Annotated in this window: 14 protein-coding genes; 7 read left to right on the top strand and 7 right to left on the bottom strand. The window is 69.2% G+C overall.

Features of this window, described 5'->3' with window-relative positions; genetic code table 11:
- Positions 1 to 6: 6 nt before the first annotated feature.
- Entirely contained in the window at positions 7 to 2,283 is a 2,277-nt protein-coding gene (locus ON34_RS17180) for a polyribonucleotide nucleotidyltransferase (RefSeq protein ID WP_040780487.1), read from the bottom strand.
- A 678-nt stretch (positions 2,284 to 2,961) separates the two neighbouring features.
- Positions 2,962 to 3,231, bottom strand: a complete 270-nt coding sequence (rpsO, locus tag ON34_RS17185; protein ID WP_040780488.1) for a 30S ribosomal protein S15 — start codon at positions 3,229 to 3,231, stop codon at positions 2,962 to 2,964.
- A gap of 272 nt (positions 3,232 to 3,503) precedes the next feature.
- Here rpsO and ON34_RS17190 point away from each other — a divergent pair, with 272 nt between their 5' ends.
- Entirely contained in the window at positions 3,504 to 4,322 is an 819-nt protein-coding gene (locus ON34_RS17190; RefSeq protein ID WP_040780489.1) for an alpha/beta fold hydrolase, read from the top strand.
- Between the two features lie 3 nt (positions 4,323 to 4,325).
- On the opposite strand, the gene ON34_RS17195 is transcribed toward ON34_RS17190, so the two are convergent.
- Positions 4,326 to 5,297: a bifunctional riboflavin kinase/FAD synthetase gene (locus tag ON34_RS17195; RefSeq protein WP_051022778.1), complete on the bottom strand. Its 972-nt coding sequence runs from the start codon at positions 5,295 to 5,297 to the stop codon at positions 4,326 to 4,328.
- A gap of 433 nt (positions 5,298 to 5,730) precedes the next feature.
- On the opposite strand from ON34_RS17195, the gene ON34_RS17200 reads away from it, so the two are divergent.
- The 4 genes from ON34_RS17200 to ON34_RS17215 all read left to right on the top strand — a co-directional run bounded on the left by ON34_RS17200 (position 5,731) and on the right by ON34_RS17215 (position 8,578).
- Positions 5,731 to 6,183: a cupin domain-containing protein gene (locus tag ON34_RS17200; protein WP_051022779.1), complete on the top strand. Its 453-nt coding sequence runs from the start codon at positions 5,731 to 5,733 to the stop codon at positions 6,181 to 6,183.
- 10 nt (positions 6,184 to 6,193) lie between these two features.
- On the top strand, positions 6,194 to 7,375 hold the full coding sequence (locus ON34_RS17205; protein WP_245548073.1) for an aminotransferase-like domain-containing protein: 1,182 nt from the start codon (positions 6,194 to 6,196) through the stop codon (positions 7,373 to 7,375).
- A gap of 28 nt (positions 7,376 to 7,403) precedes the next feature.
- On the top strand, positions 7,404 to 7,787 hold the full coding sequence (locus ON34_RS17210) for a hypothetical protein (RefSeq protein ID WP_245548074.1): 384 nt from the start codon (positions 7,404 to 7,406) through the stop codon (positions 7,785 to 7,787).
- A 122-nt stretch (positions 7,788 to 7,909) separates the two neighbouring features.
- Entirely contained in the window at positions 7,910 to 8,578 is a 669-nt protein-coding gene (locus ON34_RS17215) for a metal-dependent transcriptional regulator (protein ID WP_174372046.1), read from the top strand.
- A 348-nt stretch (positions 8,579 to 8,926) separates the two neighbouring features.
- Here the strand turns inward: ON34_RS17215 and ON34_RS17220 are convergent, their stop codons facing one another.
- Complete coding sequence (locus ON34_RS17220) at positions 8,927 to 10,009, bottom strand: tartrate dehydrogenase (RefSeq protein ID WP_040780491.1); 1,083 nt, start codon at positions 10,007 to 10,009, stop codon at positions 8,927 to 8,929.
- 32 nt (positions 10,010 to 10,041) lie between these two features.
- The gene (locus ON34_RS17225; protein ID WP_040780493.1) at positions 10,042 to 11,514 is read right to left on the bottom strand and encodes an NAD-dependent succinate-semialdehyde dehydrogenase; all 1,473 of its coding nucleotides are present in this window, start codon (positions 11,512 to 11,514) and stop codon (positions 10,042 to 10,044) included.
- A gap of 133 nt (positions 11,515 to 11,647) precedes the next feature.
- Here ON34_RS17225 and ON34_RS17230 point away from each other — a divergent pair, with 133 nt between their 5' ends.
- Both ON34_RS17230 and ON34_RS17235 read left to right on the top strand, forming a co-directional pair.
- A complete protein-coding gene (locus ON34_RS17230) occupies positions 11,648 to 12,889 on the top strand; it encodes an aspartate aminotransferase family protein (RefSeq protein ID WP_040780494.1) in 1,242 nt (413 codons plus the stop codon).
- A gap of 124 nt (positions 12,890 to 13,013) precedes the next feature.
- On the top strand, positions 13,014 to 13,508 hold the full coding sequence (locus ON34_RS17235) for a DUF3830 family protein (protein WP_040780495.1): 495 nt from the start codon (positions 13,014 to 13,016) through the stop codon (positions 13,506 to 13,508).
- Positions 13,509 to 13,553: 45 nt separating this feature from the next.
- Here the strand turns inward: ON34_RS17235 and ON34_RS17240 are convergent, their stop codons facing one another.
- Both ON34_RS17240 and ON34_RS17245 read right to left on the bottom strand, forming a co-directional pair.
- Positions 13,554 to 14,939 (bottom strand): amidase, encoded by a 1,386-nt coding sequence (locus tag ON34_RS17240; RefSeq protein ID WP_169333879.1) that lies wholly within the window; start codon positions 14,937 to 14,939, stop codon positions 13,554 to 13,556.
- A 27-nt stretch (positions 14,940 to 14,966) separates the two neighbouring features.
- Positions 14,967 to 15,932: a D-2-hydroxyacid dehydrogenase gene (locus ON34_RS17245; RefSeq protein WP_040780496.1), complete on the bottom strand. Its 966-nt coding sequence runs from the start codon at positions 15,930 to 15,932 to the stop codon at positions 14,967 to 14,969.
- Positions 15,933 to 15,946 lie beyond the last annotated feature (14 nt).

Consider the following 15,946-nt stretch of genomic DNA (forward strand, 5'->3'; position numbering starts at 1 on the left):
CAAGTACTACTCGGTCCCGGCCGAGCCCGCATCGGCCGCGTCGTCGCCGGTCTCCTCGGCGGTCTCGTCGACCGGCACCAGCGAGATCTTGCCGCGGTTGTCGATGTCGGCGATCTCCACGCGCAGCTTGTCACCGACGTTCACCACGTCTTCGACCTTGGCCACCCGCTTGCCGTTACCCAACTTGGAGATGTGCACCAGGCCGTCGCGGCCGGGCAGCAGCGAGACGAACGCGCCGAAGGCGGTGGTCTTGACGACCGTGCCCAGGAAGCGCTCGCCGACCTTGGGCAGCTGCGGGTTGGCGATGGCGTTGATCGCGTCGATCGCGGCCTGCGCGGACGGGCCGTCGGTCGCGCCGACGAACACGGTGCCGTCGTCCTCGATGGAGATGTTGGCGCCGGTGTCCTCGGTGATCTGGTTGATCACCTTGCCCTTGGGGCCGATCACCTCGCCGATCTTGTCGACCGGGATCTTGATCGCGGTGACCCGCGGCGCGTACGGGCTCATCTCGTCCGGGGTGGCGATGGCCTCGGCCATCACGTCCAGGATGGTGGTGCGCGCGTCGTGCGCCTGGCTCAGCGCACCGGCCAGCACCTGCGAGGGGATGCCGTCCAGCTTGGTGTCCAGCTGCAGCGCGGTGACGAACTCGCGGGTGCCCGCGACCTTGAAGTCCATGTCGCCGAAGGCGTCTTCGGCGCCGAGGATGTCGGTCAGCGCGACGTAGCGGACCTCCTCCTCGCCCTGGTCGTTGGTGATGGTGTCGGACACCAGGCCCATGGCGATGCCTGCGACCGGCGCCTTCAGCGGCACACCGGCGTTCAGCAGCGACAGGGTGGAGGCGCACACCGAGCCCATCGAGGTGGAGCCGTTGGAGCCCAGCGCCTCGGAGACCTGACGGATGGCGTACGGGAAGTCCTCCTGGCTGGGCAGCACCGGGATCAGCGCCCGCTCGGCCAGCGCGCCGTGGCCGATCTCGCGGCGCTTGGGCGAACCGACCCGGCCGGTCTCGCCGGTGGAGAACGGCGGGAAGTTGTAGTGGTGCATGTAGCGCTTGCTGGTCTCCGGGCCGAGCGAGTCGACCTGCTGGGCCATCTTCACCATGTCGAGCGTGGTGACGCCGAGGATCTGCGTCTCGCCGCGCTCGAACAGCGCCGAGCCGTGCGCCCGCGGCACGACCGCCACCTCGGCCGACAGCGCGCGGATGTCCGCGAGACCGCGGCCGTCGATGCGGAAGCCGTCGGACAGGATGCGCTGGCGCACCAGCTTCTTGGTGACCGAGCGGAACGCCGCGCCCAGTTCCTTCTCGCGCCCGGCGAAGTCGTCGCCGAGGCGATCGAGCACAGCGAGCTTGATCTCGTCGATCTTCTCCTCGCGCTCCTGCTTGCCCGCGATGCTCAGCGCCTCGCCCAGCTCGCGCTTGGCGGTGCCCTCGACGGCCTCGTACACGTCCTGGCCGTACGGCGGGAAGAGCGGGAACTCCTCGGTGGGCTTGGCGGCCAGTTCGGCCAGGTCCTGCTGCGCGCGGCAGAGGCGGGCGATGAACGGCTTGGCGGCCTCGAGCCCCTCGGCCACGACGGCCTCGGTGGGGGCCTGCGCGCCGCCCTCGACCAGCGCGACGACGTTCTCGGTGGCCTCGGCCTCGACCATCATGATGGCGACGTCACCGGACTCGACCACGCGGCCCGCGACGACCATGTCGAACACGGCGTTCTCGAGCTGCTCGGTGGTCGGGAACGCCACCCACTGCCCCTCGATCAGCGCGACGCGCACGCCGCCGACCGGGCCGGAGAACGGCAGGCCGGCGAGCTGGGTGGACGCGGACGCGGCGTTGATCGCCACCACGTCGTAGAGATCCTTCGGATCCAGGCTCAGCACGGTGACCACGACCTGGATCTCGTTGCGCAGGCCGTCGACGAACGACGGACGCAGCGGACGGTCGATCAGGCGGCAGGTCAGGATCGCGTCGGTGGTGGGACGGCCCTCGCGGCGGAAGAACGATCCGGGGATGCGACCCGCGGCGTACATCCGCTCCTCGACGTCGACCGTCAGCGGGAAGAAGTCGAACTGCTCCTTGGGCTGCTTGCCCGCGGTGGTGGCCGACAGCAGCATGGTCTCGTCGTCCAGGTAGGCGACGACCGAACCGGCGGCCTGGCGAGCCAGGCGCCCGGTCTCGAACCGGATGGTGCGGGTGCCGTAGCCGCCGTTGTCGATCAGCGCGACGGATTCGAAGACGCCGGGCTCGACCTCGACGGCCGAGGTCCTGCGTTCAGTTGTTTCGGTCATTCTTCTCTCTCAACCTCTCGTCTTCGCCGGCTCGAGCGCGTGGGCAGCGCGATCCGGCTGTCGTCAGCCGTACCGGGCACGGGCGCGCGGCAACCCTCCTGGCTGCGACGCGCACACCCGGCCGAATCCCCTTGGAGACGGCGACGCGGAGGCGGTCATCGATCGAAGCCCGACGGCGAAAACGCAGCCGAAAGGCCACTACCGAAGACCGACGCCACGCGGGCGGGTGCATACGGCTGTGCAATGTTGTCGTGCGACGGGACATATTCGGCCCCTGATACACAAGTAGCCAACGAAAAGATTGTACGTCTCTCCGTTCGCCGAGCTATCGACCGCCTCGGCTACGGCACGGATGGAGCTATCACTCGCACCCTCGAACCGCCGCAGGAATCAGGCCCGGAGCGTATCCGAAAACCCGGCTCAGACCCGCACGACCACGCGACTTACCGGCACCCAGCCAACAGGTAGCGCGAACATCGAGTAGCGCGGTTATCTCCCACCGCGACGCGTCGGTCCCGCTCCGGCTTTCGAGCGTCAGCGAGACCGAGCATTGCCTGTTCGCGGCCCGGCTCGCGTCCGAGTGGCCGCCGCGTTTGCGACGGAGTCGCCAGCGGTGGTCACTCGGACGCGAGCCATCAAGGGGCCGCGAACATGCAGCGCCGCAGGCGCTGCAAAAAGTTACCGCCGCAGCCCGAGGCGCTCGATCAGCGCACGGTAGCGGTTGATGTCGTTGTCCGCCAGGTACTTCGACAGCCGCTTGCGACGACCGATCAGCGCCATCAGGCCGTGGCGGGTGTGGTGGTCGTGCTTGTGCTTCTTCAGGTGCTCGGTGATGTCGGCGATCCGCTTGGACAGCAGCGCGATCTGCGCCTCCGGCGAACCGGTGTCCTTCTCGTGCAGGCCGTACTCGGCGAGAATCGCCGACTTCTGCTCGGTGGTCAGTGCCATGGGGCATCCACTCCTGTTTCTCAGTTCCGCGCTCGAAGACCCGGTCACCCGGTGCGGGCGCCGCCGCGGACCGCAGCAAACCCGAGGATCCACCCTACCGGACCACGGCGTCCCCGCCGAAATCGTGGGGCCGACCACCCTGCGCGCCGTTGGATCGCGCCGCCGTTCTCGGAGGACGCCGGGGAAGCGTCGGCATTACCTCCCGAGTAATCGACTCGCCGCATTCGGGCTGCGAATCTTCTTCTGGTACCGCCGAATACGAGGAGGAAACAATGCCTTACCTGGAGACGACCGACGGCACCCGCCTTGCCTACGAGGACTACGGAACCGGAGCGCCGATCGTGTTCCTGGCCGGGTGGGCGCTCAACGCGGAGATGTGGGAGTACCAGGTCCCGTTCTTCGTCGAGCAGGGCTATCGCTGTGTGCTGCTGGACCGGCGCGGCCACGGCCGTTCCGACCGTCCGTCCACCGGCTACGACCTCGACACCCGCGCCGACGACGTGGCCGAGCTGATCGAACGACTGGATCTGCGCGACCTCACCCTGGTCGCCCACTCGGCAGGCGGTGCGGAGGCCGCCCGCTATCTGGCCAGGCACGGCAGCGCGCGCGTCGCGCGCGTCGCGCTGCTGGCCACCACGCTGCCGTTCCTGCGGCAGACCGAGGACAACCCCGAGGGCCTGCCGGAGGAGCTGAGCCGGGCTTCGGTGGCCCAATGGCGGACCGACCGGCCCAAATGGTTCGCCGATCGCGCGCAGGGTTACTTCGCCACCCATCTCGGCAACGACGTCTCCCCCGCCCTGATCGAGCACGAGACCCGGCGCTGCCTGTCCGCCTCGCCGTGGGCAACCATCGCGGTCTGGGAGTCGACCTTCCCCGCCGACCACCGGGAGACGCTGCGCAACCTGCCGATTCCCGCGCTGGTCGTGCACGGTGTGCCGGATCAGTCCATCCCCATCGACGCGAGCAGCAGGCGCACCGCCAAGCTCATCCCGGACTGCGTGTACAAGGAGTACCCGACCGCGGGGCACGGCCTGTACGTCACGCACGCCGAGGAGCTCAACAACGATCTGCTCGACTTCATGAAGTCCTGAGGTTCACCGGTCGTCGACGGCGGTGAGGATCTTGCGGGCGGTCTCCACGTCACGGCCCATGGTCTCGATGAGCTCGTCCACCGAGTCGAACTTGCGCTGACCGCGGACGTGCTCGACGAAATCGACCGCGACGTGCTGGCCGTAGAGGTCGGCCTCGCGGTCGAGCACGTAGGCCTCGACCGTGCGGGCACGGCCGGAGAAGGTCGGGTTGGTGCCCACCGAGATGGCGGCCATGGCCCGCTCGCCGGGTGTGACGGTGCCGATGGTGGGGCCGGGTCCGAGCACGGTGAACCATCCCGCGTACACGCCGTCGGCGGGGATCGCGGCGTGCATCGGCGGCGCGACGTTCGCGGTCGGGAAGCCGAGCTGCTTGCCGCGGCCGTCGCCGTGCACCACGACGCCCTCGACCCGGTGCGGGCGGCCCAGCGCCTCGGCCGCGGCCGCCATGTCGCCCGCGTCGACGCAGGCGCGGATGTAGGTCGAGGAGAAGGTCACCGCGTGCTCGCCGAGCAGTTTCACCGCGTCGACCTCGAAACCGAAGCGGTGACCGAGCTCGCGCATGGTCTCGACCGTCCCGGCGGCCTTCTTGCCGAAGGTGAAGTTGTCCCCGACCACCACCTCCACCACGTGCAGGCGCTCGACCAGCAGATCGTGGACGTACCGGGCGGGGGTCAGCTTCATGAATTCCTGGGTGAACGGCATGACGCAGAACACGTCGACGCCGAGTTCCTCGGCCAGTTCGGCGCGGCGGGTCAGGGTGGTCAGCTGAGCCGGATGCGAGCCGGGGCGCACCACCTCCATCGGGTGCGGGTCGAAGGTCATCAGCACCGCGGGCACGCCGCGTGCGGCGGCGGACTTCACGGCCCGGCTGATCAGCTGCGCGTGGCCGCGGTGCACACCGTCGAACACACCGATCGTGAGGACACAGCGCCCCCAGTCCGCGGGCACCTCGTCGAGCGAACGCCATCTCTGCACAGTGCGCAGCCTACGCACATCAGGTAGCGAACAGTATTCGGGCGTGCTGACGTCACACAACGTTCCGATGCCGGGAACCGCCGAGCCATCCCGGGTCCGGGCACCAGACAGGGGCCTCGCTCTCTTCGCACCGTCCCCACCGCGGCGAGCACGCGGATCGCGACGGATCCGCCTTCCGGGGATGCCCGGCCGAATCGGGGGGATAGCCGAGCGGTGACCACGCCCGTCCGCACGGTGTGGACCGCTGCGCCACAACGTCGCAGTTCGCGACATCTCCGATCGGAAACTTCGCCCACTCGAAACGCTCCGGACGGATTCGCGAAAGAGCCGGTACATCCCCGGTTTTCCATGCTCGAGAAGCTCGTCTCGCCCCAGTGGCGGGAATGGTCTAGCGTCCGATTTCGTCGGCGACGGATGTGCCCCCGGAGTAGCCATGAAAAGTGCAGTCAAGCAGGTGCGTGTGATCACATCGTCCGATTCGGCCGAGACGATCGGACCGCAACGCCAACGCCTCATCCCCTGTATCACCACCGAAACCTGTGGCGCGACCGGCATCTCGGCGGGCATGGTCACCATGGCTCCCGGAGCGGTGTCGAAAGCGCATTACCACGCGCACAGCGAGATCGTCGTCGTCTGCCTGCGCGGGAGAGCGGTCACGCTGATCGGCCCGGACTTGACGCCGCATTTTCACGGCCCCGGCGAGTTCATCTACATCCCGGACGGCGTCGTGCACGTGGCGGTGAACTTCGAGGAGGCCGACGACCTCGTCGCGGTGGAAATGCGCACCGATCCTTTGTTCAACGACGACGTGGTGCTGACGCCGGAATACGACGCCCGCGTGCCGGAAGTCGTTGCCCGCCTGCGCCGCGACCGGGCCGGTTCGTGAGATGGCGCTCGTGAAGCGCAGCAGCGGCGCGGCTGCGGTGGCCAGCGGGCCGATCGACGACATCTTCGCGGCCCTCGCAGGGCGCCCTGACGTCGTCTCCTTCGCCGTCGGGGCGCCGGACCCGGCGCTGCTGCCCGGCGAACTCGTCTCGGCGCTGTCCCGGGACGTCATCGGCAAGTATGGGAGCACAGTCCTCCAGTACGGCATGACCCAGGGATTCGGCCCGCTTCTGGACGAATCACGAAACCTTCTGCGCGCCCGTCATATTCGATGCGGACACGACAGCCTCCATATCTCCACGGGCGGATCCGGCGCATTGCACAACGTGTGTCTGGCGCTGCTCGATCCCCATGACGTGGTTCTGGTGGAAACCCCGACCTACGGGCCCGCGGTCAAAGAATTCCGTAGCCACGGCGCCACCGTCGTGGGGGTGCCGTCAGACGATTCCGGAATCGTGCCGGAAGCGCTGGAAGAAGCACTGGCTCGATATGACGTGGCATTCGTGTACCTGTTGCCGACTTTCCAGAACCCGACCGGGCGAACGATGCCGACCTCACGGCGCGAACAGATCGCCCGGATCGTCGTCCGGCAGGACACCCTGGTGGTCGAGGACGACGTCTACACCGATCTGCGCTACCGCGGCGTGGCACCGCCTGCGATCGCGTCCTTCGCACCGGACAATTCGATCTACATAACCTCGCTGTCGAAAACGCTTGCCCCGGCACTCCGTGTCGGCATCACCGTCATGCCGCCGGATCTCCTGCGCAATGTGCTCGCCCTGAAGCAGGGCATCGATATGCAGACGTCGACGTACTGCCAGGCGATTGCCGCCGAGTTCCTGGGCAGCGCGGCGGGAGCGGCGCACCTCGCTCACGTCGTCGAGGTCTACTCGGCCAAATTGGACACCCTGGCCGACGCCGTGGAGCGGTACTTCCCGTCCGGCTTCCAGTGGGCCGTGCCCGAGGGAGGGATGTTTCTGTGGCTGGAGGGCCCGCAGGGGTTCGACGCGGAGGCGCTGCTGGGCGAGGCGCTGCGGGAAGGTGTCGCGTTCCTGCCGGGGAGCGTCTTCTACGCCGACGACGCCGACCACCGCAACACGATGCGGCTGAGCTTCGCGAACGTGCCGCGAGACGATATCGACCGCGGCGTCGCGCTGCTGGCCGCGCTCTGCGAGGAGGCCCGACCTGAGTGATCAGCATCCCGTCCTGGGTACCTGGGAGGTGATCGCCGACGGGGCTCCGTTCGCCTACCACGTGATGCAGTTCCATCCCGGCGGGACGATGTTGCAGTCCAATCCCGACTACGGCAACCGCGCCACCAGCGACAGCAACGGCATGGGCACGTGGCGCTCCGACGGAGACCGCGTCACCGGCGCGTTCCTGGAGTTCGTCGTCGATCGAGCCGACCCGGCCGCGGTCGGCAAAGGGATCGTCGCCTTCGACCTGGTCGTGACCGGCGACCGGTTCTCCGGATCGGCCATAGCGACGTTCTATGACCTGATGGGTGCGCCGCTGCGGCCGCCCGCGACCGCGCTGCTGACCGGCCGGAGATTCGACGGCACGGCGTACACCGACCGCGGGGATTCCGGCGCTCGGAATGTCTGAATGTGTATATCGGCATCGCCCCGCCTAAGCTCGGGTGTGTGCCCGGTAAACGAGATATCGCCACGCGACGCGAGCTGGCCGACACCTCTGCGCCAGGCGAAGCCCGTGGTGGTACCACCACGATCGCGCCGGTGCTCTCGTCGGTCGCCCAGGACTATCTGAAGGTGATCTGGACGGCCCAGGAGTGGTCGCAGGAGAAGGTGTCCACCAAGTTGCTCGCGGAGCGGATCGGCGTGTCCGCCTCGACCGTCTCCGAAGCGGTGCGCAAGCTGGCCGACCAAGGGCTGGTCGAGCATGCCCGCTACGGGGCGATCGCCCTGACGCCGGAAGGACGCCGCGCCGCCGTCGCGATGGTGCGCAGGCACCGGTTGCTCGAGACATTCCTGGTCAACGAGCTCGGCTACGGCTGGGACGAGGTGCACGACGAGGCCGAGGTGCTCGAGCACGCGGTTTCCGAGCTGCTGATGGCGCGCATCGACGCCAAACTCGGCTACCCCGACCGCGATCCACATGGCGACCCGATCCCCTCGGTGGACGGCGCGGTGCCCACCCCGCCCGCCCGCAGGCTCAGCGACTTCGCCGCGGGCGAATCCGGCCGCGTCGCCCGGATCTCCGACTCGGACCCGGACATGCTGCGCTACTTCGCCTCCGTCGGCATCGCCCTGGACACCACCATCGCGGTCGTCGAACGCCGCGACTTCGCCGGTACCATCGCCATCCGCATCGGCGCCACCGAGTCGCCGACCGACCTGGGACGTCCCGCCGCCGACGCCATCTGGCTCACGACCTGACCAGGTCGGCTCCGCCGGGTCATCGGACGCGGTGACCGGCCGGGTTGATGTCCTCCGGCAGCGGGTCACCCGGCTGAGCCGCATCGGCGCGCGGTGTGGCCTCGCCATCGTGACGTCGCGGCCGGATTGTCGTGCGGTCGCGGCGATCTCCGCGCCGAGCACACGGCGGTGGAATCCTCGCGTATGCCTCCCCGTCCAGGCGCTTCAACGGCACCCCGGATCGGCGATGCGGACTCGCTCGCCGATGGGCGCGGCGGCGACGGCTACCGCCGACGAGGTCTCCAGGGACCATGGCATCGGTGCAGCGCCCCACCGGACCGCGGCGAGCCGGGTCGCACCGTGGGCGGGTCAGCCGGGTTCCACGCTCGCGGGGCGGCGGGCCAGTTCGGCCGCGCGGCTGGCGATGGCATGGCCGAGGTCGGAGGTGGTGGCGGTTCCGCCGAGGTCAGGGGTGCGGACCTCGCCCGAGGCGAGCACGTCGCACACCGCTTCGTCGATGGCGGCGGCCGCGGCCGACTCGCCGAGATGATCGAGCAGCATCGCGCCCGCGAGGATCTGGGCGACCGGGTTCGCTATGCCCTGACCCGCGATGTCGGGGGCGCTGCCGTGGACGGCCTCGAACATCGACGGGCCGGTGCGCTCGGGGTTGATATTGCCCGAGGGCGCGAGGCCGAGCCCGCCGGTGACCGCGGCGGCGAGGTCGGAGAGGATGTCGCCGAACAGATTGGAGCCGACGATCACGTCGAGCCGGTCCGGGTGCAGCACCAGCTCGGCGGCCAGCGCGTCGACGTGCATCTGGCGCGTCGTCACCTGCGGATACTCCGCGGCGATGCGCTCGAATACGCGGTCCCAGTAGGGCATCGAATGGATGAGTCCGTTCGATTTCGTGGCCGAGCAGAGGCGCCCGCCGCGTTCGGCGGCTCGTTCGAAGGCGTAGCGAATGATCCGTTCGCAACCGACGCGGGTGAACACCGATTCCTGGAGCACGAATTCGTCGGGCCGGCCGGGATTGTGCATGCCGCCGATCTCCGAGTACTCGCCCTCCGAATTCTCTCGCACGATCAGAATGTCCAGGTCGTCGGCGGTTCGGCCGCGCAGCGCCGACTCGGTGCCCGGCAGCAGGCGCACCGGCCGCAGGTTGACGTACTGACCGAAGGCCCGGCGCAACGGGATGAGCAGACCCCACAGCGAAATATGATCGGGCACACCGGGGAAGCCGACCGCGCCGAGCAGGATCGCGTCGAATCCGGCGAGCTGATCCGGGCCGTCGGCGGGCATCATCGAGCCGGTGCGCAGGTATTGCTCGCAGGACCAGTCGAATTCGGTCCATTCGATACCCGGCAGCACCGCGTCGAGCACTCCTACCGCCTGCGCGGTCACGTCTACGCCAATGCCATCGCCGGGGATGGTCGCGATCCGGTATGCGCTCACCCGTGGTTCCTCTCCACTTGCGTTCGGCCGACTCACACCTTCACGCCGATGTATTTGGTCTCCAGGAATTCGTCGATTCCGGTCAGCCCGCCCTCACGTCCGAGCCCGGACTCTTTGACGCCGCCGAACGGCGCGGCCGGATTCGACACCACACCCTGGTTGAGTCCCACCATGCCGGTCTCCAGCGCCTCACAGACCCGCAGCCCACGACGCAAGTTCTCGGTGAACACGTAGCTCACCAGCCCGTACGGCGTGTCGTTGGCCCGGCCGACCGCTTCGGCCTCGGTGTCGAAGACGCCGATCGCGGCGACCGGGCCGAAGATCTCGGTCTGGCACAGTTCCGCGTCGTCGGGGACGTCGACCAGCACGGTCGCCGGGTAGAAGGTGCCGGGACCGGCCAGCGCCCTTCCGCCGATGAGCACCGTGGCTCCCCGGGCGCGGGCGTCCTCGACCAGGCGCTGCACCTTGGCGACGGCGTCGGCATCGATCAGCGGGCCGACCACCACGTTCGGCTCGGTCCCGCGACCCATCGGCAGCGCCGCCATCCGATCGGCGAGCCTGCGCGCGAAGACCTCCGCGACGCCGCGCTGGACCAGAATGCGGTTGGCGGCGGTGCACGCCTGACCGATATTGCGCATCTTCGCCGCGAGCGCGCCTTCGACCGCCTCGTCCAGATCGGCGTCGTCGAATACCAGCAGCGGGGCGTTGCCGCCGAGTTCCATCGAGGTGCGCATCACCGTCTGGGCGCACTGCGCGAGCAGTTGTTTGCCGACCGCCGTCGACCCCGTGAAGGACAGCTTGCGCGAGCGCTGGTCGCTGATCAGCGGCGTCATCACCGCGGCGGGATCAGCGGTGGTGATCACGTTGACCACCCCGGCGGGCAGCCCGGCCGCGGCCATGATCTCGGCCAGCGCCAGCATCGAAAGCGGCGTCTGCTCAGCGGGTTTCACCACGCAGGTGCACCCTGCGGCGAGGGCGGGAGCGATCTTGCGCGCGCCCATGGCCATCGGGAAGTTCCACGGTGTGATGAGCAGGCTGGGACCGACCGGCTGCCTGGTCACCAGGAAGCGGGAGCCGCCGGTCGGCGCGGGCAGGTACCCGCCGTCCAAGCGCACCGCCTCCTCGGCGAACCAGCGGAAGAACTCCGCGGCATAGGCGATCTCGCCGCGCGCCTCGGCCAGCGGTTTGCCCATCTCCAGTGTCGCTATCAGCCCGAGCCGATCGGTCTCGGCCAGCAACGCGCGGTGGACGCGCATGAGCAGGTCGCTGCGCTCTCGCGGTGGGGTGCGCGCCCACTCCGGTTGCGCCGCGCACGCCGAGTCCAACGCCGCGAGGCCGTCGGCAGGATCCCCGTCGGCGACCGAGCAGAGCAGTTCACCGGTCGCGGGATCGAAGACAGGCAGCGATCGGGCGGTCCGGCGCCACTCGCCGTTGACGAACAGGCCGCGCGGCACCGTGTCGATCGCGGCTCGCTCGGCTGTGCTCAGGGCGCTTTCGATGAGCATCGTCGGTGGCTCCTCTCGACCGCGCAGCGTTCGGCCATTGCTGCGACCCGTGCGGCCATGTTATGCATATTGTCGACAATCCGACAATAGACAATCACGCCACACACCCACCCGCTCCGGGAGGCGAATCACCATGACCGAGCTATCGCCCGTCCTGAAACAGGCCACTCCGGTGACCGTCGACCACGGGTCGGGGTGCTATCTCTACGGCAGCGACGGACGCCGATACCTGGACTTCACCGCCGGTATCGGCGTGACCAGCACCGGCCACTGCCACCCGCACGTGGTCGCGGCGGCACAGGCGCAGGTCGCCTCGCTGATCCACGGCCAGTACACGACAGTCCTGCACCGGCCGCTGCTGGAACTCACCGACCGGCTCGGCGCGGTGCTGCCGGAGGGGTTGGACGCGCTGTTCTTCGCCAATTCCGGGAGCGAGGCGGTCGAGGCGGCGCTGCGGCTGGTGCGCCAGGCGACCGGGCGGCCGAACGTCATCGTCTTCCACGGCGGTTTCCACGGCCGCACCGTCGCGGCCGCCACCATGACGACGTCCGGCACCCGGTTCTCCGCCGGATTCAGCCCGCTCATGTCGGGCGTGCACGTCGCGCCCTTCCCCACCGCGTTCCGCTACGGCTGGAGCGAGCAGGAGGCCACCGCCTTCGCGCTGCGCGAACTCGACTACCTGTTCACCACGCTCACCTCCCCCGCCGAGACCGCCGCGTTCTTGGTGGAGCCCGTGCTCGGCGAGGGCGGCTACATCCCCGGCAACACCGAGTTCTTCCACGGACTGCGCGAACGCGCGGACCGCTACGGCATCCTGCTGGTCTTCGACGAGATCCAGACCGGCTTCGGGCGCACCGGAAAGTTCTTCGGCCATCAGCACTTCGGTGTGCGGCCGGACGTGATCACCATCGCGAAGGGGCTGGCCAGCGGGTTCCCGCTGTCGGGCATCGCGGCGCCGCGCGAGTTGATGGCGCGGGCGTGGCCCGGCTCGCAGGGCGGCACCTACGGCGGCAATGCGGTGGCGTGCGCCGCGGCGATCGCCACTCTGGAGGTCATCCAATCCGAAGGGCTGGTGGACAATGCTGCCGCCAGGGGCGCGCAACTGCTGCGCGGACTGCGCGACAGCGCCACCAAGGCGATCGGCGACGTGCGCGGTCTCGGACTGATGGCGGGGGCCGAATTCACCACGGCCACCGGCGAACCCGATCCGGTCACCGCCGCGGCCGCGCAGCGCGCCGCCGTGGACAAGGGACTGCTGCTGCTGACCTGCGGCGCGCAGATGAACGTGGTGCGGATGATTCCGCCGCTGATCGTGACCGAGACGCAGATCGAGGACGCGCTCGCCATCTGGGCGGAGGTCCTCGCCGAGCTGTAGCCGAGCGACCACCGTCTGCGCGGCGGCCCGGAGTGTCTCGCCCCGCTCCGGCTGCCCCGCGACTCCGCTTGTCCCCGACTCCACCCGTGCCCGCCCGCGGGCACAAATCAGGAAGCAGGACCGCATGGCCCGCTACATCACCATCACCCTCACCAAGGCGGCGGTGACCTGCCGCGCCCGTTTGCTCGACGAGGAGGCGCCGCGCACCTGCGCGGCGGTGTGGAACGCGCTGCCGCAGGAAGGCGACGCGTTCCACGCCAAGTACGCCCGCAACGAGGTGTACACCCTGCTCCCGCGAATCGGGGCGGCCCCGCATCGGGAGAATCCCACCGTCACGCCGATCCCCGGCGACGTGTGCCTGTTCGATTTCGAACCGTGGGAAATCGGCAATCCGGCCTACGGCTACGAACCCGGCTCCGCGGCCGAGCACGAGCGTGGCGCCACCGACCTCGCGCTCTTCTACGGCCGCAACAATCTGCTGATCAACGGCGACCTCGGCTGGGTGCCCGGCAACGTCTTCGCCACGATCGAGGAAGGCCTGGCCGAGATGGCCGCGGCGTGCAACGCCCTGTGGCTGCACGGAGTCCACGGCGAAACACTCGCCTTCGCCCGCGCCTGACCCGACGAACCGGTGGCCCCGCGGCACCCGCGGGGCCACTCGGGTTCAGGACGCCAGCACGAATTCGGCGTAGCGGGCCACCGCCAGCACCAAGTCGTCGGAGTGACGCGGACCGACGATCTGCAGCCCGACCGGCAGACCCGCGGGCGTGGTGCCCGCCGGGATGCTGATCGCGGGCTGCTGGGTGAGGTTGAACGGGTAGGTGAACGGCGTCCACTGCGGCCAGCTGCGCAGTCCGCTGCCGGGCGGAACGTCGTGGCCCGCCGCGAACGCGGGAATCGGCACGGTGGGGGTGATCAGGACGTCGTAGTCGGTATGGAACGCGCCCATGGTGATGCCGAGCTGCGCCGCCACGTTGCGGGCGGCGAGATAGTCCACGGCGCTGACGGTCTGGCCGCGCTCCCACACCGCCCGCAGTCCCGGGTCGACCCGCTCACGCGTCCCGTCCGGGAAGCCGGACAGCATGGTGGCCGCCCCCGCCGCCCAGAGCAGTTCGAACGCCTCGCGGGGATCCCCGAAACCGGGATCGGCCGCAACGACGAGCAATTCGGCCTCGGCGAGGCGAGCCACCGCCGCGTCGACGACCGCGGCGACGTCGGCGTCCACCTCGGCGTAGCCGAGCGTCGGCGAGTACGCCACGCGCAATCCGCGCACGTCGCGCTGCATTTCGGCGCGGAACGCGGTGATCGTGGGGGCAAGCGCGGTCGGGTCGCGCGGATCGGGCAGCGACAGGATGTCCATCAGCAGCGCCGCATCCTCGACGGTGCGGGTCATCGGACCCGCGTGCGCCAGCGGACCGAAGGGGCTGGCCGGGTACAGCGGAATCCGGCCATAGGTGGGCTTGAACCCGACGATGCCGCAGAAGGCGGCCGGAATGCGCACGCTGCCACCGCCGTCCGTGCCCACCGAGACCGGGCCCATGCCCGCAGCGACGGCCGCGGCGCTGCCGCCGGAGGAGCCGCCCGCCGTGGTGGACGGGTCGGCCGGATTGCGGGTGATGCCGGTCAGCGGGCTGTCGGTGACCGCCTTCCAGGCGATCTCCGGTGTGGTGGTCTTGCCCAGGAAGACCATGCCGTCCTCGCGCAGCCGCGCTGCCACCGGGCTGTCCACCGCCCACGGCCCGGCCGGGTCGATCGAGGTGGATCCGCGCCGGGTGGGCCAGCCCTCGGTCAGGAAGACGTCCTTGATCGAGATCGGCACGCCGTCCAGCAGTCCGCGGGCGTGGCCGGACTGCCAGCGCGCCTCGGAATCCTTCGCCTGCACCAGCGCACGATCGGGATCGACCAGACAGAACGCGTTGAGCGCGCCGTCGCGATCGGTGATCGCCCGCAGGATCGCCTCGGTGGCCTCGACCGGCGACAGCGCGCCCGTCGCGTAGGCGGAGACCAGTTCGACCGCCGTCATCGCGGTCGGGTCGGTGGGAGTGTTCATGTCGGGGTAGCTCATGGATGGGCTCCTTCAGCCGGGCACGTATCCCAGCCTTTTGTCGACCACGTTGTCCAGCGGGCGTCCGGTGATCCATTTGTCGAAGTTCTCGGCGAACGTGTTGACGATCTCGGTGCGCCACCCGACGACGTCACCGGAGTTGTGCGGGGTGATCCGGACATTCGGCAGTTCCCACAGGGGGTGATCGGCCGGAAGCGGCTCGGGGTCCACCACATCGAGCGCCGCCGCGGCGATCGATCCGGTGCGCAACGCGGCGACGAGATCGTCGGTCACAACGAGTTCCCCGCGGCCCACGTTGACAAACCTGGCGTGTGGCCGCATCGCCGCGAAAGCGGTGGCGTCGAACATGTTCCTGGTCTGTTCGGTCAGCGGGGCGATCGCGATGACGTAGTCAGCCCGTCTCAGTTCGGCGTGCAGATCGGTGGCGACGACGCCGAAATCCGGGTCGCCGGAGCGTTCGCGCCTGCCCACCGCACGGACCGTCATCCCGACCGCGCGCAGCAAGCGGGCGATGTGGCGTCCGATCGAGCCGGTGCCGACGATCAGCGCGCTCGCGCCCGCGACGCGTTCGGATTCCCGATGACGCCACTCGTGCCGCTGCTGCAACAGCAGCGAGCCGGACAGGTCCTTGGCGAACCCGAGGATCTGTCCGAGTATGTATTCGGCGATCGCCGAGTCGAAGACGCCGCGAGTATTGGTCACCGTCACCTCACTCGCCTGCAATTCGGGAAACATCGCCGGGTCGACGCCGGTCGACCCCATGTGCACCCAGCGCAGCCGATCCGCGGCATGCCATGCGCCGGGGAGCGCGCGAGTGCGAAAGTCGTAGACGAACAACACGTCCGCCCCGCGCAGGGCGTCCGCGAGGCCGGAGGCCTCCGTGTACCGGACAGTGGCGCGGTCCGCCACCCGGGCCATGGATTCGGCTTCGGGCACACTGTCACTGTGCAGGACGGTGACAATCGGGCCCTGATCCACATTGACACACTAAG

The organism is Nocardia pneumoniae NBRC 100136, assembly GCF_000308755.1.
In the GTDB taxonomy this organism is placed as follows: Bacteria; Actinomycetota; Actinomycetes; order Mycobacteriales; family Mycobacteriaceae; genus Nocardia; species Nocardia pneumoniae.

Bases quoted from the DNA above. Each gene is read 5' to 3' on its own strand.
- ON34_RS17180 (WP_040780487.1), bottom strand. From the start codon at position 2,283: ATGACCGAAACAACTGAACGCAGGACCTCGGCCGTCGAGGTCGAGCCC.
- rpsO (WP_040780488.1), bottom strand. From the start codon at position 3,231: ATGGCACTGACCACCGAGCAGAAGTCGGCGATTCTCGCCGAGTACGGC.
- ON34_RS17190 (WP_040780489.1), top strand. From the start codon at position 3,504: ATGCCTTACCTGGAGACGACCGACGGCACCCGCCTTGCCTACGAGGAC.
- ON34_RS17200 (WP_051022779.1), top strand. From the start codon at position 5,731: ATGAAAAGTGCAGTCAAGCAGGTGCGTGTGATCACATCGTCCGATTCG.
- ON34_RS17225 (WP_040780493.1), bottom strand. From the start codon at position 11,514: ATGCTCATCGAAAGCGCCCTGAGCACAGCCGAGCGAGCCGCGATCGAC.
- ON34_RS17230 (WP_040780494.1), top strand. From the start codon at position 11,648: ATGACCGAGCTATCGCCCGTCCTGAAACAGGCCACTCCGGTGACCGTC.
- ON34_RS17235 (WP_040780495.1), top strand. From the start codon at position 13,014: ATGGCCCGCTACATCACCATCACCCTCACCAAGGCGGCGGTGACCTGC.
- ON34_RS17240 (WP_169333879.1), bottom strand. From the start codon at position 14,939: ATGAACACTCCCACCGACCCGACCGCGATGACGGCGGTCGAACTGGTC.